Here is a 19314-nt window from a genome sequence, read left to right on the forward strand (position 1 = left end):
GGCCGGCGGCACACGGCCGCCGCCGGGGGTCAGCGCGTCAGGAAGCGGTCGCAGACGGCGAAGAACTCCTGCGGCCGCTCGAAGTACGGCAGCGCGCCGGTCTGGAAGACGTTGAAGCGCCAGTTGGGCTTCTTCTCGACCGCCTTCTTCGCGCGGTAGTCGGTGAAGTCGCCGCGCACGCCGTGGCACATCCAGACCGGCTGGCGCAGCTTCTCGTAGACGTCGAGGATGTCGGCGCTGAACAGCCCGCCGGACAGGAACTGCAGCGGCGCGTGGCGTGCGCCCGGCGCACGCGCGGTGGCCACCGCGTAGTTCCAGGCCTGCTCGTCGATCTGGCGCTGACCCCAGGCCTTCTCGAGGAAGTAGCGCACGACCTTGGGCCGCGTCAGGTTGTCGAACAGGAACGGCGCCCACAGCGGCACCGACAGCACGGCGTGCAACCCGGGGATCGCGCGCGTGGCGCCCGGTGCACCGCGCAGCGGCTTGGCGCCGCGGAAGCCCGTCGGGCTGACCAGCGCCAGGCGGCCCCAGTTGCGCGGGCGCTCGGCGGCCGCGCGCGCCAGGAACTCGCAGCCCAGCGACAGCGCCATCGCGTCCAGCGGCTGCGGGCCGCAACGCTGGCGGATCTGCGCCGCCACCTCGTGCAGCGCGTCGGTCATCAGCCGCGGCGTGTACTCGCGGTCGGCGCGATCGGACAGGCCGAAGCCCGGCAGGTCGAGCGCGAACACCGTGCGCCAGGTGGCGTAGTGCTCGTAGACCGGCCGCACCTCGGCCGCCGAGGCCGCGGCGTTGACGCTGTGCACGAGCAGCAGCGGCTCGCCCTGCCCCATCGTGTAGCAGACGAGCCCGCCCGGGATCGACAGGCGTTCGCCCGGCAGCGCCGGGCCCAGAGGCTGGCCCTGGCGGGCCATCACCGGATCGAGTGCGGCATTCATGGTTTCCTCAGGACCTTGGGAACGGGGGCGCGCCGCAGGCGGTAGGCGTCGGGCATGCGCGAGCCCAGCAGCGGACGCAGGTACATGCGGAAGGCGTCGGTGACGTCGGTGCCTTCGGCGGTGATGAACTCGTCGTCCATCGTGCGCGTCTTGCCGGCCACCGCCGCCAGCGGCAGCAGCTCGTAGTCGACCGAGTAGAAGCCGGTGCGCTTGATCGCCACCGAGCCGTCGCTGCGGCCCCACATCGCGAACTGCACGGCCTTCTCCCCGACCTCGCGCGCCTCGCGCTGGTCGACGTCGCTGACGCAGCCGATGAAGCTCCTCTGCAGGTAGCCGAAGGTGTCGCCGCGCACGCGCTTGATGCCCAGGCGCGACTTGATGGCCTCGCACAGCAGGTCGGCCAGCGCGCCGTTGCCCGACAGCTGCACGTTGCCGTGCGCGTCGTGCTCGACGGTCTTGGCCAGTTGCACGACGATCGGCGTGCCCGAGGCGTCATGGATGCCTTCGCTGACGGCGATGACGCAGCGGCCGTGGCGCTCGTACATCGTCTTCACGTCGGCGAGGAAACGCTCGATGTCGAAGACACGCTCCGGCACGTAGATCAGGTGCGGGCCGTCGTCGGGGAACTTCTTGCCCAGCGCGCTGGCGGCGGTCAGGAACCCGGCATGGCGGCCCATCACGACGCCGACGTAGACGCCCGGCAGCGCCGCGTTGTCGAGGTTGGCGCCGGCGAAGGCCTGGGCGACGAAACGCGCCGCGCTGGGGAAGCCGGGCGTGTGGTCGCTGCCGACGAGGTCGTTGTCGATCGTCTTCGGGATGTGGATCGCACGCAGCGGGTAGCCGGCCTTGATCGCCTCCTCGCTGACGATGCGCACCGTGTCCGACGAGTCGTTGCCGCCGATGTAGAAGAAGTGCTCGATCTCGTGCGCCTGCAGGACCTTGAATATCTCCTGGCAGTACTTGAGGTCGGGCTTGTCGCGCGTCGAGCCCAGCGCCGACGACGGCGTGTTGGCGACCTGCTCGAGGTTGTGGCTGGTCTCCTGCGTCAGGTCGACGAAGTCCTCGTCGACGATGCCGCGCACGCCGTGGCGCGCGCCGTAGACCAGGCGCACGTCGCGGAAACGCCGCGCCTCGAGCACGACGCCGACGAGCGACTGGTTGATGACCGCGGTCGGCCCGCCACCCTGGGCCACGAGAATCTTGCCTGACGACATGCGTCGACCTCCTGCGGGCATTGTGCGCCCGCCCCCGGGCGACACACCCGGCACAGGTCAGGAAACGGCTTGTCGCGCGACGCCGCGTTGGGGGGTCAGCGCAGCCCGCGGCGGTGGGCCATCTCCTCGGCCATGCGCACCAGGCAGCGGTCGTCGATCGCCGCGGCGGCGGCCGGATAGGCGCGGTCGTCCTCGTCGGCGACGTGGCGCCGGTACATCGCGACGAAAGCCTGCCACTGCGGCACGACGGCGGCGTCCCAGCGGCCGTCGGCGAGCGCGGCCAGCGTCGGCTTCAGCGCGCTCCAGGCGGCGGCCATCTCCGCGTGTTCGGCCTGCAGCCGGTCGGCCAGCGCGGCCTCGCCCTGCTCGCGCAGCGCCGGGAAGACGTGGCGCTCCTCGTCCTCGTGGTGGTTGGGCGCGGCGAGGTCGAAGTAGCGCATCACGTCGCGCGCGGCCTGGCGGGCCTGGTCGTCGACGGCGCCGCCACGCTGCTCGAGGTGCGAGCGCAGGCGCTCCAGCAGCGACAGCATGCGTTCGACCCGGCCGTGGCAGGCCTCGAGCATCTCGAACGGGGCGTCGAAGCCCGCACTCGGGCCGTCGTGCAGCGGAATCGTGGCCATGGCCTGCCCTCCGGATCAGCTCCACCCGGCGGCGAACACGCCCAGCGGATGGTGCGCCCGCGCCACCGACACCATGTAGAGGAACACCGCCAGCGCGGCGACATAGGCGGCAGCGCGTGCCCCCGGTGTGCGGCCGCGCTTGAGCGCGACCGAGCCGAGCACGACGTAGACGACGAGCAGCGCCAGCTTGGTGCCCAGCCAGCCGTCACGCCAGGGCTGCAGCGCGAGCAGCGCCCACAAGCTGGCGCCGGCCGCCAGCAGCAGCGTGTCGATGACGTAACTGGCCACGCGCAGCGGCCTGACCATCGCCCAGCGCTGGCCGGCCAGCACCGCCGCGCCGCGCACGGCGAACAGCGTGCCGCTGGCCGCGACGAGCGCGACATGGGCCAGCTTGATCTCGGCGTAGGCGGCGGCCAGGGACATCACGGACCCTCGTGCCGGCCGGGCCCGCGCCCGCCGGCAACGCGGCGTCAGGCGTGGGCGTAGGCGCCGACGGGCACCGGCGTCAGCAACTTCTCCAGCAGCTCGCGCACCTGGACGATGCGGTTGCCGAACGGCATCTGGCCGACGCCGCGGAAGAACAGGCCCTTCATGACGTCGCCACGCACCGCGGCGGCAAGCTGGGTGTCGATGCAGAACTGGCCCCAGCCCTTGAAGCCGTCGCGCAGACCGCATTGCGCCAGGCAGTCGAAGGTCACGACGCAGCGCGGCTTCTTGTGTGCGATCTCCTGCAGCTTCGGCTCGGCGTTGAGGTAGTTCTTCAGCCAGTGCGTCTTGACCGCACGCGCCGGCAGGCCGGCGACGCTGGTGAACTCGACCAGGTCTTCGTCGCGCGCCTCGGCCAGCACCTTCTTGAACGCCGGGTGGGCGTCGCATTCCTCGGTGGCGACGAAGGGCGTGCCCAGTTGCACCGCGGCGGCGCCCAGGCTCTGCAGGCGGGCGATGTCCTCGTGCGTGCGGATGCCGCCGGCGGCGATCACCGGCACGTCTTCCATGCCGGCGGTGCGCAGGAACTCGCGCGTCGCCGGGATCACGTTCTCGAACTCGAAACGCGGGTCGTTGAGGTCCTCGACCCGCGCCGCGCCGAGGTGGCCGGCGGCCAGCCGCGGGTGCTCGATGACGATGGCGTCGGGGCGACGCTGCTTGCGCTCCCACTTCTTGACGATCAGCTGCACGCCGCGTGCGTCCGACAGGATCGGGATCAGCGCGGTCTTCGGGTGCTCCTTGGCCAGGTCCGGCAGGTCCAGCGGCAGGCCGGCGCCGACGACGACGGCGTCGATGCCCGAGCGCAGCGCGCGCACCACCGACGGTGCGTACTCGCCGACGGCGCGCATGACGTTGATCGCCAGCAGGCCGCGGCCCTGGGAGATCTCGCGCGCGGCGCGGATCTCGCGGTCGATGGCTTCCAGGTTGGCGTCGTTGATCGCCTTCTTGTCGGCTTCGCCGTTCAGGCCCTTGTGGCAGTGCTGGGTGCGCTCCATCAGGTCGGGGTGATGGCGGCGCAGGTCGACCGAGGAGAGCGTGCCGACGGCCCCGAGCGACGCGACGCTGCCGGCCAGGCGGTGCGCCGAGATGCCGACGCCCATGCCGCCCTGCACGATCGGCAGCAGTTCGCGACCGGCCAGCTTCAGCGGGCGCAGCACGCTGCGCTCGAGCTTTTCGCGCAGGATTTCGACGGTCTGGTCGACCGAGGCGGGCATCAACATCGTGGGTTCTCGCGGTCAGGCACGCGGGACAACCGTGTCCGGCGTGCGGCATTGCATCGCGCCCGGCAAGGGGCGGCCTTGACTTCAGTCAGATCGGCACCCCGTAGCGTAACGGATTCCGGGGCGCCTCCGCCTGACGGGGCGCCGCGCCGCTCAGAACTCGATGAGCTCGATGCGCTGGCCGGCCTTCACGAGCCGGTCGCGCAGGCGTTCGGCCTCGTCGCGACGGGTCAGCGGCCAGCAGACGGCGCGCCAGTCATCGCCGGCGGGCATGACGTCCAGGCGCGGGCAGCGCGGCGGGCCCGGCAGCGCCGCCATCGCCGCCTCGAGATCGCGGCCGAGCAGGCGCGACTCCGTCGGCGTGCGAGCCGGCCGCGTGACCAGCGCGTAGGCGGTCTCCTGCCGCTCGGCACGGCGCGCGGCCGACGCGGCTCTCGCCGACTCGCCGGCGGCGCGTGCGGCGCGGCGCTGCGTGTCGTCGAGCAGGAACTCGGGCGGCTCCTGGATGCGGCGCCCGTCGGCGTCGGTGCGGCGCGGCGCGATGACCGGCGGCGGCAGCATCGTCGCCGGGCGCGCCGGGGCCTCGGCCAGCGGCGCGGCGGCCGCCGACGCACGGGCGGGCGGCGGCGCGGCCGAGGCCGCGGGCACGGGCGCGGACGCCGCGGCGGACGCGGCGGACGGGGCCGGCGCCGCAGCGGAGGCCGCGGAAACGGCCGAAGCAGAGGACGAGGCCGCCGCCGAAGGGGCCGACGCCGTCGGCGGCGCCGCGGCGGCGGACGCCGCGGACGCCACCGGCGGGGCCGCGGGCGCGGCCTTGTCGCGGCCGCGATGCACGATCCAGGCGAAAGCCGCGGCCAGGGCCAGCGCGGCGGTCAGGCCGGCGGCGGCGACCGCCACGCGGCGCGGGCTGCGGCGGCGCCGGCCCAGCACCGCACCGCCCGGGCGGGCGTCGAGCAGCACCTCCACCGGCCCGGCCGCCGTCTCCAGCGTCGCGCGCAGCATCCAGAGCACCACCGCGTCGGCGCCGGCGGGCACCCGCGCACGGTCGATCTCGACCTGGTGCAACGGCAGGCCGTCGGCGGCGGGGCGTTCGTCGTGGCCGTGGCGGCGGGCCCAGGCGGCAAGCCGGGCGGGCGGCAGGTCGGCGAGCACACGCTCGCTGAACACCGGCTGCCAGCGCGAACGCGGGCCGCCACCGGCGAACGGCAGGTCCAGCCAGGCGAAGCCGCTGACCTGCTGCGGCGTGACACGCAGCGCCAGCGGGTCGCGCTGGTGCCAGGCCGCCACGCGGGCGGCCCATTCGTCACGGCGGTCGGGCTCCATCGGGCCGCATTCTGGGCGGCCGCGCGGCGGCGAAAGCGCCGATGAACGGCAGCCGGACGGCGCTGTTCCGCCCGCCGGCGTCAGCCGCGCACGGTGGAGGCGAGCGTGCCGAAGCCGATGCGCACGGCGCCGCGGCGCTGGCAGCTGCCGCGCAGGATCACGCTGTCGCCGTCGTGCAGGAAGACCCGCTGCTCGCCGCCGGGCAGCGTCAGCGGCTGGCGGCCGCCCTGCGTCAGCTCCAGCAGCGACGCGCCCTGCCCCGGCTGCGGCCCGGAGATCGCGCCGGTGCCCAGCAGGTCGCCCGGATGCAGCGGGCAGCCGTTGCTGGCGTGGTGCGCGACGAGCTGCGCCGGCGTCCAGTAGGCGTCGAGCAGGCTGGACGTGGCCAGCGGCGCCGGCTGCACCATCGCCGGCGTCGCCAGCCAGGACTCCAGCGCCACGTCCAGCGCGCCGGCGGCGCGGTTGGCGGCCGAGTCGAGGTAGGGCAGCGGCGGCGGGTCGCCGGCCGGGCGCACCTGGGGCCGGCGGAACGGCGCCAGCGCCTCCATCGTCACGATCCACGGCGAGATCGAGGTCGCGAAGTTCTTGCCGAGGAAGGGCCCGAGCGGCGCGCCCTCCCAGGCCAGCAGGTCACGCGCCGACCAGTCGTTGAGCAGCACCAGGCCGAAGATCGTGTCCTCGGCCTGGGCCATCGTCAGCGGCTCGCCCGGTGCGCTGGCGCGGCCGACGACGACACCGATCTCCAGCTCGAAGTCGAGGCGGCGCGTGGGCACGAACTCCGGCGCCTCGGCCGCACCCTTGACCTGGCCGCGCGGGCGCTGCACCTCGGCGCCCAGCCCGACCGACGAGGCCCGCCCGTGGCAGGCCAGCGGCACCCACTTGTAGTTCGGCAGCAGCGGGTGGTCGGGACGCGCCAGCCGCCCGACCGCGGCGGCGTGGTGGATGCCGGCGTGGAACTCGGTGAACTCGGCGATGCGGCAGGGCAGCGCCATCTCGGCCTGGGCCTGCGGCAGCAGGCACAGCTCGAGGAAGGGCCCCTGGTCGCTGCCCTCGGCCAGCGCCTCGGACAGGGCCTCGCGCAGCCGGCGCCAGGCGCCGCGGCCCATCGCCATGAAGGTGTTGACGTCGCCGGCGGCCAGCGGCCCGAGCAGCGGGTAGACGTCGTCGGCCCAGGGGCACTGCTCCAGGGCCAGCCTGAGGTCGAGGATCTGGTCGCCGATGGCGACGCCGGCACGCAGCGGCTCGTCGCTGCGCCGCGGGCGGAAACGCCCGAGCGGCAGGTTCTGGATCGGGAAGTCGGCTCCCGGCCGGTTGGCCGACTCGACCCAGCTCAGCAGCAGCGGGTCGTGGGTCGCATCGAGGCGCGCAGCGCTCATCGGGAATGTCGCCTGACCGGGCGTCCGGGGTGAACTGGCACGGGCACGGGCTTTGCTCTTGGGGGGACTGCACTGCAGCCCGTGAAGGCCATGCAAGATCGTAGTTCCCGAGGCCCCGACCACAACCCCGAAGGCGCAACGCGCGGTGAAACAGGCGGTGACACGCCCGGCAGCCGCAGCGACGCGCTCCCGACCTTTCACGGAGGTCGACGATGAGCAGGAACGGTTACCGCCCGCCATGGGACCGCTGGCTGACGATCGCCACCCTCGCCGTGGCGGTGTTCAGCGCCTGGATCTGGGCCGAGGCCGCGGCGGCGCCCGCGGTGCCGCCGGTCGCGCTGCGCTGAACGCGGCCCGCACGGGCCGCAGCGCCGGCGCCGCTATGCTCGGCGCATGCGACTGCTGCTCGTCGAGGATGACCGCATGATCGGCGAGAGCCTGCGCGCCGCGCTCAGGCTCGAAGGCCATGCCGTGGACTGGGTGCGCGACGTCGCCGCGGCGCGCGCCACGCTGGCCAGCGAACGTTTCGACTGCGTGCTGCTCGACCTGGGCCTGCCGCCCGGCGGCCCGCCCGGCACGCCGCCGGCCGACGGCCTGGACGTGCTGCGCGAGCTGCGCGGCCGCGCCGACACCACGCCGGTCATCGTGCTGACCGCGCGCGACGCCAGCGGCGACCGCGTGCGCGGCCTGGACGCCGGCGCCGACGACTACCTCGTCAAGCCCTTCGAGTTCGACGAGCTGACGGCGCGCATCCGTGCCGTCACGCGCCGCCACGGCGGCCGCGCCGCGCCGCTGCTGACGCACGGCGGCGTCACGCTCGACCCGGCGACGCGCCAGGTGACGAAGGACGGCCAGCCGGTGCTGCTGTCGGCGCGCGAGTTCGCGGTGCTGGAAGCCTTGATGCAGCGCCCCGGCGCGGTGCTGTCGCGCGCCCAGCTCGAAGACCGCCTCTACGGCTGGGGCGACGCGGTGGAGAGCAACGCCGTCTCGGTCTACGTCCACCAGTTGCGGCGCAAGCTGGGCGCCGACTTCATCCGCAACATGCGCGGCGTCGGCTACTTCCTGTGAACTCGATCCGCGCGCGTGTGCTCGCGCTGCTGCTGGCGATGCTCGCCTTCGCCGCGGCGGTGATGGGCGCCGTCACCTACCGCAACGTGCTCGCCGAGACCGAGGCGCTGTTCGACTACCAGCTGCGCCAGATGGCGCTGTCGCTGCGCGACCAGGGCGAGATCGCGCCCGACCAGGCCGGCGCGCTGGCCGACCGCGAGCTCGACTTCGTGATCCAGATCTGGAGCGCCGACGGCCAGACGATCTACGCCTCGCGCCCGCACGACGAGCTGCCGGCGCGCGCGCTGCTCGGCTTCGCCGACGTCTCGGCCGGCAAGCAGACCTGGCGCACCTTCACCGTGCTGCGCGGCCAGCGTGTGATCCAGGTCGCGCAGCCGCGCCAGATCCGCCAGCGCCTGGCCGCCGGCGCGGCGCTGCGCAGCGTCGCGCCGCTGCTCGGCATCGCACCGCTGATCGCGCTGCTGACCTGGGCCGCGGCGACCCGCGTGCTGCGCCCGCTGCGCAGCGTCGCGCGTGCGGTGCACGAGCGCGAGCCGCAGTCGCTGGCGCCGCTGCCGGCCGCCGGGCTGCCCGACGAGCTGTCGCCGCTGGTCACCGCGCTCAACGGGCTGCTGGCCCAGCTCGCGCAGGCGATGGACACCCAGCGCGCCTTCGTCGCCGACGCCGCGCACGAGCTGCGCTCGCCGCTGCAGGCGCTGAAGCTGCAGATCCGCCTGCTCGAACGCGCCGAGGACGAGGCGGCACGTGCCGAGGCCGTGCGCGCGCTGGGCGAAGGCGTGGAGCGCAGCGCCTGGCTGGTCGAGCAGCTGCTCGTGCTGGCGCGCAACGAACCCGGCGCGCCGCCGCTGCCGACGGCGCGTGTCGACCTCGCCGAAGCCGCGCGCAGCGCGCTCGCCGCGACGGTGCCGCTGGCGCGGACGCGCGGCACCGAGCTGGCGCTGCAGGCCGACGCGCCGGTGCCGCTGCAGGGTGACGCCGGCTCGCTGGCGGTGCTGGTGCGCAACCTCGTCGACAACGCGGTGCGCCATTCGCCGCCCGGCGCGCGAGTCGAGGTGCGCGCGGCGCTGGACGGCGGCGCGCCGCTGCTCGTCGTCGACGACGCCGGCCCGGGCATCCCGGTGGCCGAACGCGAGCGTGTCTTCGACCGCTTCTACCGCCGCGACCCCGGCGCCGGCGAAGGCAGCGGCCTGGGGCTGGCGATCGTGCGCACGATCGCCGAGCGCCACGGCGCCCGCGTCACGCTGGCCGAGTCGCCGCTGGGCGGGCTGCGCGCCAGCGTGCGTTTCCCGACGGCGGCTTAATCCTCGCTTCACGCAGCGCTAACGCTGCACTCATCGTCCGGCCCCAATCTCGCGTCCATCGGGCTTCGACCAGGGCCCGTTCTCCGCGAAAAGGACATGGACACGATGAAGATGAAGCCTTTGGCCGCCGCCCTGCTGGCCGGCGGCGTGCTCGGTGCGAGTGCGGCCAGCGCCTTCGACCTGCCGCCTTGGCTGCGGCTGGACCGCCCCGCACCCGCCGCCGCGATGGCCGGTGCCGCGGCGGCCACCACCGCCGCCACGACCGCGCCGGTCGCGCCGATCCCGGCCCAGGGCACGGTGCCCGACTACCGCGCGATCTTCAAGCAGGCCGGCCCGGCCGTCGTCGGCATCACCGTCGAGGGCCTGCACAAGGCCACGGCCGAGGAGCAGGGCCTGCCCGAAGGGCTGGAGAACGACCCGTTCTTCCAGTTCTTCCGCGGCATGCCCGGCTTCGGCCAGCGCGGCCGCGGCGCCAACCCCTCGGTGCCGTTCCGCGGCCAGGGCTCGGGTTTCATCGTCGCCGCCGACGGCCTGATCCTGACCAACGCCCACGTCGTGCGCGAAGCCAAGGAGGTCACCGTCAAGCTGAGCGACCGGCGCGAGTTCCCGGCCAAGGTGCTGGGCAGCGACCCGGTGACCGACATCGCCGTGCTGCGAATCGATGCCAAGGGGCTGCCGACGGTGCGCCTGGGCGAGCCGCGCCGGCTGGAGGTCGGCGACCCGGTGATGGCCATCGGCGCGCCCTACGGCTTCGAGCAGACGGCGACGACCGGCATCGTCAGCGCCAAGGGCCGTTCGCTGCCCGGCGACACCGTCGTGCCGTTCATCCAGACCGACGCCGCGGTCAACCCCGGCAACTCGGGTGGCCCGCTGCTCGACGGCGGCGGCGCCGTCGTCGGCATCAACGCCCAGATCTATTCGCAGAGCGGCGGCTTCCAGGGCCTGTCGTTCGCGATCCCGATCGACGTCGCGCTGAAGATCAAGGACCAGATCGTCGCCACCGGCCGCGCCCAGCATGCGCGGCTGGGGGTCTCGATCCAGGACCTGAACCAGGGCCTGGCCGAGTCCTTCGGGCTGGAGCGGCCCGACGGTGCGCTGGTCGCCGCGGTGCAGCCCGGCAGCGCGGCGGCCAAGGGCGGACTCAAGCCCGGCGACGTGATCACCGAGGTCAACGGCCAGACGGTCGAGCGCAGCGGCAACCTGTCTTCGCTGATCGGCCTGTCGGCGCCGGGCGAGCGCGTCAAGCTCAAGGTCTGGCGCGACAAGAGCTGGCGCGAGCTCGAGGTCAAGCTCGGCAGCGCCGAGGCCGAGGTGGCGCGCGCCGACGACCCGGCGCGCCCCGAAGGCACGCAGCTCGGCCTGGCGCTGCGCCCGCTGACACGCGACGAGCAGCGCCAGGTGCACGTCGACGGCGGCCTGCTGGTGCAGGACGTCGCCGGCCCGGCGGCACGTGCCGGCGTCGAGCGCGGCGACGTGCTGCTGGCGATCAACGGCCAGCCGGTGCAGTCGATCGAGCAGGTGCAGAAGGTGCTCGAAACCAAGCCGCGCCACGTCGCGCTGCTGGTGCAGCGTGACGGCGAGACGATCTTCGTGCCGATCCGCATCGGCTGATTCGTGTCGCCTGCTCGCCGACGGCCGCCCCGGGCAACGGGGCGGCCGTCGTCGTTTGTGGCGTGGGACGTGACGTATTGGCGCAATTCATAGCGATAGAAATGCTAGATTTGATCACTTCAAGTGATCGCCGCCATGTTGACCCTCAGTTCCACGCTGCAGCGTTTTGCTGCCTCGGCCGCCCCCGGCGCCGAACGCCGCCTGAGCAAGCTCGCGATCGGCGCCGCCGGCGTGCTGATCGTGCTGGCTTGGGCCACCGTCGCGCTGGTGCTGTGGTTGCGCTGGCACGACGCCATCGCCGGCGAACTCCGCCAGAACACCAACCTGGCACGCGCCTTCGAGGAACAGACGGTTCGGGTGCTGGCCGCGGTCGACCAGGCCACGGTGCGCGCGCGCGACGACTTCGCGCGCCACGGCGGCGACGGGCTGGAACTCCCGCGCTATGCCAACGAGACCGGCCTGGTGCCCGGCATCCTGGTGCAGCTGTCGCTGGTGGGCGCCGACGGCCGCTTCATCGGCAGCAACCTCGACCCCGATGGCCGCAAGACCGGCCACGTCGACCTGTCCGAACGCGAGCACGTGCGTGTGCACCTGGCGCCGACGACGCTGCCGCCGGGCACCGGGCTCAAGAGCGCCGACGACCTGTGGATCGGCAAGCCGGTGCTGGGCAAGGTGTCCAAGCGCTGGACGATCCAGATCTCGCGCCGCATCAGCGCCGCCGACGGCCGCGTCATCGGCGTCGTCGTCGCCTCGCTGGACCCGGGCTACTTCGAGGACGTCTACCGGCGCGCGGCGATCGGCTCGCTGGGCGCGGTGACGCTGGTCGGCCAGGACCTGAGCATCCGCGCCCGCGTCGTCGGCGGCGAGAGCGCCAACCAGATCGGCGAGAAGCTCAAGCGCGGCGGCGCGTTCTCGCAGCAGGACCTGCAGCGCGAAGGCACGTTCAGCGGCGTCAGCACGCTCGACGGCCTGGAGCGCTACACGGCCTACCGGCGCATCGCCGACTACCCGCTGTACGTGCTGGTGGCCACCGCCAGCCAGGAAGCCCTGGTGGGCTGGCGCACGACACGCAACATCGCCGTCGTGCTGACGCTGCTGCTCACCGGCGCCGTCGCCGCCGGCGCGCTGGTCTTCGTCGCCGGGCTGCGCCGGCTGGAGGCCCACAACGCCGCGCTGCGCGCCAGCGAGGCCCAGGCCAACGCCGCGAACAACGCCAAGAGCGAGTTCCTGGCCGCCATCTCGCACGAGCTGCGCACGCCGCTGACCAGCATCCGCGGTTTCGCCGAGTTGATGGAGCACCGGCTGGACAACCCGAAGTTCCGCGACCAGGCCGGGCTGATCCGCAAGGGCGCCGAGTACCTGAACCAGCTGCTGGGCGAGATCCTCGACCTGGCCAAGGTCGAGGCCGGTTCGATGACGCTGAGCTCCGAACCCGTGAACCTGGGCTCGCTGGTGCAGGGCACGGTCGACTTCTACGCCCTCACCGCGGCCGGCAAGGGGCTGACGCTGGCGGTGGAGATCGACCCCGAGGCGCCGCAGGTCATCGTCGCCGACGGGCTGCGCGTGAAGCAGATCCTGAACAACCTGCTGTCCAACGCGATCAAGTTCACCCCGGCCGGGCGCGTCGACGTGATGGTCGAGCGCCTGGGCGACCGGGTGCTGATGCACGTCGAGGACACCGGCCCGGGCATCGCGCCCGAACTGCACGAGACGATCTTCGAGCGTTTCCGCCAGGGCAGCGCGCGCGTGAGCTACGAACACGGCGGCACCGGCCTGGGGCTGGCGCTGTCGCGCGCGCTGGCGCAGCTGATGGGCGGCACGCTGACGCTGGCCTCCGAGCCCGGCCGCGGCGCGCGCTTCACGCTGGCGCTGACCATCGTGCTGCCGGCGACGGCCACGCCGCCGCAGCCGATGGCCGTCAGCGGCTGAGGTATCTGGCCAGCAGCACCAGGCCGGCGGCCGCGGCGCCGACGACGGCGATCGCGGCCAGCCAGAGGCCGGTCGAGCTGCGCCGCGGCGCGGCGGCGCGCGGGCGGCGCCGCTCCAGCGTCGAATCGGGATGGCGCGAAGGCTCGTCCCAGAGCGTGGGGCGGGTGCTCGAGTCGCCGAACTCGCTCGGGCGGTCGGCACCGTTGTCGAAGACGGTCACGCCCTGGAAACGACGAACTCCGGCTGGACGTACATCTTGTGACATATGACCATTTTCCCGGCGCCGGGCGGGATTGCATTTCCCGCAGTTGCGGGGTCCGCTGCAGCCCGCCCCCGATCCCCGTGACCGACTTGACGAAAGATTGATCTGAATGCGCGTCGTGGTCGCGGTGCGCCGCTTACGTTGGCACGACGCCGGGCCGGCAGGCCGCATCGGCGCGAAAGCGAGAAAAGGGCATGCAAGCCTTGAGCGGGGTGGACGGGGCCTTCCTCCACCTGGAGACGACGCAGACGCCGATGCACGTCGGCTCGCTGCACCTGTTCGTGCGGCCGCCGGGCGCACGCGGCGACTTCGCCACCGCGGTGCGGCGGCTGATGAAGCAGCGGCTGCACCTGGCGCCGGTGCTGACACGGCGGCTGGCGACGATGCCGCTGCAGTTCGCCAACCCGGTGTGGGTGGAGGACGACAGCGCCGACATGGACTGGCACGTGCAGCGTGTCGCGGTGCCGGCGCCCGGCACGCAGGCCGAACTGGAGGCCACGGTCGCGCGGCTGCACGCCGAGCGCCTGGACCGCACGCGGCCGCTGTGGCGCATCTGGGTGCTCGACGGCCTGGCCTCCGGCGAAATCGGCTACTACGTGCAGGTGCACCACGCGCTGCTCGACGGCAAGGCCGGCGTGCTGCTGGCGCAGACGCTGTTCGACCCGTCGCCCGAGCCGCCGCCGCGGCCGCGCGGCCGCACGCGACGCGCCGAGGCCCCCGGCACGCTGGAACTCGCCGCCGCCGCGCTGGCGCGCGACGCGGGCCTGTACGTCAAGCTCGCGCGCCAGCTGCCGCAGGCGCTGCAGCTGATCGGCACGCTGTTCGCCAGCCCGCGCAAGCCGCGCGGCAGCGCCGCCAAGTCCGACGGGCATCTGCGCGAGAACTTCGGCTTCGGCCCGAAGACGGCGCTGAACGTGCCGATCGGTGCCGAACGCAGCTTCGCCGCCGTCTCGGTGCCGATGGACACGCTGAAGGCGCTGGCCGCGGCCCACGAGGCCAAGCTCAACGACATCGTGCTCGCGCTGTGCAGCGGCATGCTGCGGCGCTGGCTGGCGGCACACGGCGGCGTGCCGAAGAAGCCGCTGCTGGCGTCGATGCCGATCTCGCTGCGCGCCAGCGGCGACCAGGAGTTCACGACCAAGGCCACGCTGTCGCTGGTCAACCTGCACACCGACATCGCCAACCCGCTGAAGCGCCTGCACGCGATCCGCGACGCCGCCGGGGCGGTGAAGTCGGCGGCCAAACGCGCGCGCGGCGTCATCCCGACCGACTTCCCGTCGCTGGGCGCGCCCTGGCTGCTGCAGGGGCTGGCCGCCGTGTACGGCGCCTCGGGCATCGCCGGCGCGGTGCCGCCGCTGGCCAACGTCGTCATCTCCAACGTGCCCGGCCCGCACGAGCCGCTGTACCTGGCCGGCGCACGCATGACGAGCTACTGGCCGCTGTCCATCGTCGAGCACGGCATCGGCCTGAACATCACGGTGATGAGCTACGCCGGCGAGCTGGGTTTCGGCTTCACCGCGGCGCAGGCGGCGGTGGCCGACGCCGGCGAACTGAGGGCGGCGCTGCACGAGGCGCTGGACGAGCTGGTCGCCGCCAGCCGCCCGAAGCCGCCACGCAAGCGCGCCGGCACCGCGGCGGCACGCGCCCTGCCGACGCCCTGACCCTGCAGGAGACCCCATGCGCCAGCTGAGCGGCCACGAAGCCGGTTTCCTCTACGCCGACACGACGCACGCCAACGCGAACGTCACCTTCGTCCAGATCTACGACCAGAGCACCGCGCCGGGCGGCACGGTGCGCTTCAAGAGCATCCTGGCGCACGTCGCCGGGCGGCTGCAGCGCTCGCCGGTGTTCCGCCAGCGCCTGCTGCGCGTGCCGCTGGAGCTGGACTATCCGTACTGGGTCGAGGACGAGCATTTCGACCTCGAGTACCACGTGCGCCACATCGCGCTGCCCAAGCCGGGCGACTGGCGCCAGTTCTGCATCCAGGCCTCGCGCATCCACGCCCGCGCGCTGGACCTGAACCGGCCGCTGTGGGAGCTCTACGTCATCGAAGGCCTGGACAGCTTCGTCGACCTGCCGCCGGGCAGCTTCGCGGTGCTGACCAAGATCCACCACGCCGCCGTCGACGTCGCCGGGCGCCACGAGATCGTCGAGGCGCTGCACGACCTCGTCGCCGAGCCGCCGCGCGCCGAACCGCCCGAGCCCTGGTTCCCCGAACGCGCACCCGGCGCGCTGCAGTTGCTGGCGCGCGGCGCGCTGCACACCGCGCTGTCGCCGCTGTCGCTGGCCGCACCGCTGCTGCGTCTGGCGCCGGTGGCCTGGACCTTCGCCGCCGACGTCGTCGCGCCCGAGCAGCACCACGCGACCCGCTTCAACTCGGTGGTCTCGCCGCACCGCGTGTTCGACACGCGCCGCTTCACGGTGGCCGAGTTCGAGTGCATCCGCGCGCTGGTGCCGCGCGCCACCGTCACCGACGCGGTGCTCGCGGTCTGCGCCGGCGGCCTGCGGCGCTATCTGCAGGCCCAGGGCGAGCTGCCCGAAGCCGACCTCGAGGCCATCGCGCCGGTCGCCGGTGCGGTGCCCGAGCCCGGCGTCGAGCCGCCGTGGCAGCTGGTGTCGCTGGGCACCTCGATCGACGATCCGGTCGCCCGGTTGCGCCACATCCAGCGCCAGGCCGCCAGCGCCCGTGCCGGGCTGCGCGCCCAGGCCGCACGCGGGCTCACCGAGCTGGCCGAGCACGCGCCCGCGGCGACGATGAAGCTCGCCTCGCGCTGGCTGGGCCTGCGCGCGAACGAGCTGCGCCGGCCGGCGGCCTGCTGCACCGTCACCGCCGTCGGCAGCCCGCGCCAGCCGCTGTACCTGTGCGGCGCGCGCATGACCTACTTCTCGGCCATCCTGCCGATCGCCGACGGCATGGGGCTGGTGTTCGCCGTCACCGAGTACGACGGCCGCATCGTCGTCTCGCCGACGTCCTGCCGTGAGCTGGTGCCCGACCCCGAGGCCTTCACCCAGGCGGTGCGCGACAGCTTCCAGGAGTATCTGGCGCTGGCCGCAGCGGCACCGGCGCCGCTCAGACCGGCAGCGCGCGGTGCGTCAGCAGCCGGTAGGCCCGGCCCCAGGCCCCGTGCGGCTCGAAAGGCCGCCAGCGGCCGTCCGGCAGCGCCAGGCGGTCGGCGACGATCCACAGCACCACCGGGTTGAAACCCAGCCCGAGGTGGCTGCCCGGCACGCGGATGTTCTCGTGCCGCGCCGGGTCGCCCTCGATCGTCGCCTCCTGCGGCGGCACGACGCCGTCGCTGAGCGAGTACAGGCAGGACACCGGCACCGCCAGCGGCACGCGCTCGCGCAGCTTCTTCGCCCGCGGCTGCATCGTGTGCGCCGACGGCCCGTGCGGGTGGGCGATCAGCCGGTACATCGCCTTGACCAGCGGCGGCGACGCGCTGCCCTCGGGGTCGACGCTGACCGGGCTGCCCAGCGTGACGACCTGGCGCACGCACTCCGGCGCCTGGTGCGCGCCGTAGACCGAGAACACGCCGCCCAGGCTCCAGCCGACCAGGCTGACCGGCCGCCCGGCGCGGTGCGCCATGTGGCGGATCTTCTGCTCCAGCGCCGTCGCGTGGCGCGGGTTGAAGCCGACGTTGCGGCCCAGGCCCCAGGTCTCGACGGCATAACCGCGGCGGCGCAGGAAACGCTCCAGGCCGATCAGCGACAGCTCGCTGCCCATGAAGCCCGGCAGCAGCAGCACCGGATGGCCGTCGCCGCGCGGCGCGGCCAGCGACAGCGCCGGCAGCGTCCACGGCAGCACCGCCAGTTCGGCGAAGACACGCGCCTCCAGCGCCGAGTGCAGCAGCCGCGGGCGGCCGCGATGCGTGTGACGGGTGGCCATGCGGCCACTGTAAGCCCGCCGCCGCAAGGCCGGGCAGCGAGGATGTCACGCAGCGGACAGCCGGCGGCAGCCTACGCGGTCTCCACAACTGGACGGATGAGACCGGCACTCCAGAATCACCCGGCCATGCCAGACCGCCTGCCGATCCTCGCCACCCGCGCCGCCACCGAGCGGGACCTGCCGTGGATCGCGGTGCTGCACCACGGGCCGGGCGCCGCCCAGCTCGAAGGCGAGGCGCTGGCCTCGCTGCGCACCCAGCTCGCCGGCGCGGCCGTCGTGCTGCTCGACGGCCAGCCCGTCGGCCTGCTGCGTGTGCACCGCGGCAGCCGCGACTGGGCGATCCAGCAGGTGCAGCTGCTGCCCGCGTATCGCCGCGCCGGCATCGGCAGCCGGTTGATCGCCGAGGTGCTGGCCGAGGCCCGGGACCAGGGCGCACGCGTCAGCCTCTCGGTGCTCAAGAGCAACCCGGCGCGCAGCCTCTACGAGCGCCTGGGCTTCACCGTCACCGCCGAGTGCGAGAACGGCTACAGCATGCGCGCCGGCTAAGCTCGCGCCGTGGTGCACCCCGCCGTCCCCGACACCTGGACCGAGCGCGCCGCGGCGCTGGCCCGTGCCGGCGGCCGCCGGCTGCTGGGCATCGCCGGGCCGCCGGGCGCCGGCAAGTCGACGCTGGCCGCGGCGCTGGCGGCCGCACTCGCGCCGGCCGCCGTGGTCGTGCCGATGGACGGCTTCCACCTCGCCAACGCCGAGCTCGACCGCCTGGGACGGCGCGGCCGCAAGGGCGCACCCGACACCTTCGACGCCGCTGGCTACGTCGCGCTGCTGGCACGGCTGCGCGCCGCCGAAGACACCGTCTGGGCGCCCGAGTACCGGCGCGACCTGGGCGAGCCGGTGGCCGGCGCGATCGCCGTGCCGCCGCAGCTGCCGCTGGTCATCACCGAGGGCAACTACCTGCTGCTCGACGGGCCCTGGGCCGGCGTGCGGCCGCTTCTCGACGAGGTCTGGTACGTCGAGGTCGACGACACGCTGCGCCGCGAGCGCCTGGCCGCGCGCCACCGCCTGCACGGCCGCAGCGCCGCGGACGCGGCGGCCTGGGTCGAACAGACCGACGAGCCGAACGCCCGCCGCGTGGCCGCCACCGCGTCGTGTGCCAACCTGAGGTTGCGCTGGGACGCCGCCCCCGGCCATCCGCCGGTGCTGTCGACCCCCCCTGTTTGCTAGGGATCGGATATCCCACGGATACCGCACCGGGCACCCATCATTCGGGGTGGTGCGGCCGCTGCAGTTCTGGGGTCAGGCCGGCATCCACGCGGACCCAACCGCGACGTGCACCCCACATCACGCCACGGCGAGAGCGACATGAGCGAGACCACGAGACGAGACGGAGACGAGGCCCGCAAGCGGGCGGCCCTGTGGGGCCTGCTGGCCAGGGTGGTGATCGAGCGGCCGACGCCGCAATGGCTGGACGAGCTGGAGGCCGCGCTCGGCGCCGCCGACGGCTCGCGCCCGCTGGCGCCGCAGCTCGGTGCGCTGCTGGCCGCGTTGCGCAAGTCGCGCCGCCACCCCGGAGGCGCCACGGTGCTGGCCGTCGACCGCACGCGGCTGCTGTCGATGGTGATGCACGGCGAGACGCTGACCGCCCCGTGCGAGTCGGCGGCGCTGGGCGTGGCACCCGGCGGTGACCGCGTGCTCGACGTGCTGCGCTCGTACCGCGAGGCCGGTTTCGAGCCGATGGCGCTGCTCGGCGCGCCCGACCACCTCGGCAACGAGCTGCAATTCGTCGCCCACCTCTGCCGCCAGGAAGGCGAGGCCCTGGCCGCGGGCGACGACGCCGCGGCCCAGCGCTGCCGCGCCCAGCAGCTGCGCTTCCTGTCGCGCCACCTGATGGCCTGGGTGCCGGCGCACTGCGAGCAGCTCGCGGCCAAGGCCGCCACCGGCTACTACGCCGCCGCCGCGACACTGATCGGCCGCGCCTGCAAGCTGTCGATGGACGAGGTCGACCCGTTCACGCCGATGGCCGTCGCCGCCTGACGCGCGGCGCGCTCCGCGACACGAGCCCGGCCGCGCGCCGGGCTCGGCGTTT

The 19314-nt window shown here is 73.8% G+C and carries 18 protein-coding genes; 10 read left to right on the forward strand and 8 right to left on the reverse strand.

Features of this window, described 5'->3' with window-relative positions; genetic code table 11:
• Positions 1–29 precede the first annotated feature (29 nt).
• The 7 genes from G5B56_RS08940 to fahA all read right to left on the reverse strand — a co-directional run bounded on the left by G5B56_RS08940 (position 30) and on the right by fahA (position 7174).
• Entirely contained in the window at positions 30–935 is a 906-nt protein-coding gene (locus G5B56_RS08940; protein WP_164962959.1) for an alpha/beta fold hydrolase, read from the reverse strand.
• Positions 932–2149, reverse strand: coding sequence for a 6-phosphofructokinase (locus tag G5B56_RS08945; RefSeq protein WP_009858109.1), 1218 nt, complete (start codon positions 2147–2149; stop codon positions 932–934). The genes G5B56_RS08940 and G5B56_RS08945 overlap by 4 nt, the downstream gene beginning before the upstream one ends.
• A gap of 95 nt (positions 2150–2244) precedes the next feature.
• On the reverse strand, positions 2245–2769 hold the full coding sequence (locus G5B56_RS08950; RefSeq protein ID WP_164962960.1) for a hemerythrin domain-containing protein: 525 nt from the start codon (positions 2767–2769) through the stop codon (positions 2245–2247).
• A gap of 15 nt (positions 2770–2784) precedes the next feature.
• The gene (locus G5B56_RS08955; RefSeq protein WP_206023500.1) at positions 2785–3192 is read right to left on the reverse strand and encodes a SirB2 family protein; all 408 of its coding nucleotides are present in this window, start codon (positions 3190–3192) and stop codon (positions 2785–2787) included.
• Positions 3193–3239: 47 nt separating this feature from the next.
• Positions 3240–4469 (reverse strand): nitronate monooxygenase family protein, encoded by a 1230-nt coding sequence (locus G5B56_RS08960; protein WP_164963080.1) that lies wholly within the window; start codon positions 4467–4469, stop codon positions 3240–3242.
• A gap of 159 nt (positions 4470–4628) precedes the next feature.
• Positions 4629–5798: a hypothetical protein gene (locus G5B56_RS08965; protein WP_164962961.1), complete on the reverse strand. Its 1170-nt coding sequence runs from the start codon at positions 5796–5798 to the stop codon at positions 4629–4631.
• Positions 5799–5878: 80 nt separating this feature from the next.
• Positions 5879–7174, reverse strand: a complete 1296-nt coding sequence (gene fahA, locus G5B56_RS08970) for a fumarylacetoacetase (RefSeq protein ID WP_164962962.1) — start codon at positions 7172–7174, stop codon at positions 5879–5881.
• A gap of 212 nt (positions 7175–7386) precedes the next feature.
• Between fahA and G5B56_RS20015 the strand changes: the two genes are divergently transcribed.
• The 5 genes from G5B56_RS20015 to G5B56_RS08990 all read left to right on the forward strand — a co-directional run bounded on the left by G5B56_RS20015 (position 7387) and on the right by G5B56_RS08990 (position 13083).
• Positions 7387–7521 carry a hypothetical protein gene (locus G5B56_RS20015; protein ID WP_009857608.1) on the forward strand — a complete coding sequence of 45 codons (135 nt, stop codon included), beginning with the start codon at positions 7387–7389 and terminating at the stop codon, positions 7519–7521.
• A gap of 46 nt (positions 7522–7567) precedes the next feature.
• Complete coding sequence (locus tag G5B56_RS08975) at positions 7568–8242, forward strand: response regulator transcription factor (protein ID WP_164962963.1); 675 nt, start codon at positions 7568–7570, stop codon at positions 8240–8242.
• On the forward strand, positions 8239–9543 hold the full coding sequence (locus tag G5B56_RS08980; RefSeq protein WP_164962964.1) for an ATP-binding protein: 1305 nt from the start codon (positions 8239–8241) through the stop codon (positions 9541–9543). Before G5B56_RS08975 ends, G5B56_RS08980 begins: the two co-directional genes overlap by 4 nt.
• Positions 9544–9648: 105 nt before the next feature.
• Positions 9649–11154 (forward strand): Do family serine endopeptidase, encoded by a 1506-nt coding sequence (locus G5B56_RS08985; RefSeq protein ID WP_164962965.1) that lies wholly within the window; start codon positions 9649–9651, stop codon positions 11152–11154.
• Positions 11155–11289: 135 nt separating this feature from the next.
• Complete coding sequence (locus tag G5B56_RS08990; protein WP_164962966.1) at positions 11290–13083, forward strand: ATP-binding protein; 1794 nt, start codon at positions 11290–11292, stop codon at positions 13081–13083.
• On the opposite strand, the gene G5B56_RS08995 is transcribed toward G5B56_RS08990, so the two are convergent.
• The gene (locus G5B56_RS08995) at positions 13073–13303 is read right to left on the reverse strand and encodes a hypothetical protein (protein WP_009857613.1); all 231 of its coding nucleotides are present in this window, start codon (positions 13301–13303) and stop codon (positions 13073–13075) included. The genes G5B56_RS08990 and G5B56_RS08995 overlap by 11 nt on opposite strands.
• A gap of 236 nt (positions 13304–13539) precedes the next feature.
• On the opposite strand from G5B56_RS08995, the gene G5B56_RS09000 reads away from it, so the two are divergent.
• The 5 genes from G5B56_RS09000 (at position 13540) to G5B56_RS09020 (ending at position 19262) form a co-directional block, all read left to right on the forward strand.
• Positions 13540–15006, forward strand: coding sequence for a wax ester/triacylglycerol synthase family O-acyltransferase (locus G5B56_RS09000; protein WP_240920678.1), 1467 nt, complete (start codon positions 13540–13542; stop codon positions 15004–15006).
• Positions 15007–15022: 16 nt separating this feature from the next.
• A complete protein-coding gene (locus G5B56_RS09005; RefSeq protein ID WP_164962967.1) occupies positions 15023–16546 on the forward strand; it encodes a wax ester/triacylglycerol synthase family O-acyltransferase in 1524 nt (507 codons plus the stop codon).
• 811 nt (positions 16547–17357) lie between these two features.
• Positions 17358–17777 carry a GNAT family N-acetyltransferase gene (locus G5B56_RS09010; RefSeq protein ID WP_009857617.1) on the forward strand — a complete coding sequence of 140 codons (420 nt, stop codon included), beginning with the start codon at positions 17358–17360 and terminating at the stop codon, positions 17775–17777.
• Positions 17778–17786: 9 nt separating this feature from the next.
• A complete protein-coding gene (locus tag G5B56_RS09015; protein ID WP_206023502.1) occupies positions 17787–18452 on the forward strand; it encodes a nucleoside/nucleotide kinase family protein in 666 nt (221 codons plus the stop codon).
• Between the two features lie 138 nt (positions 18453–18590).
• The gene (locus tag G5B56_RS09020) at positions 18591–19262 is read left to right on the forward strand and encodes a molecular chaperone (RefSeq protein WP_081467628.1); all 672 of its coding nucleotides are present in this window, start codon (positions 18591–18593) and stop codon (positions 19260–19262) included.
• Positions 19263–19314: the final 52 nt, after the last annotated feature.

Source organism: Rubrivivax sp. JA1026 (genome assembly GCF_011065555.1).
GTDB lineage: Bacteria > Pseudomonadota > Gammaproteobacteria > Burkholderiales > Burkholderiaceae_C > Rubrivivax > Rubrivivax benzoatilyticus.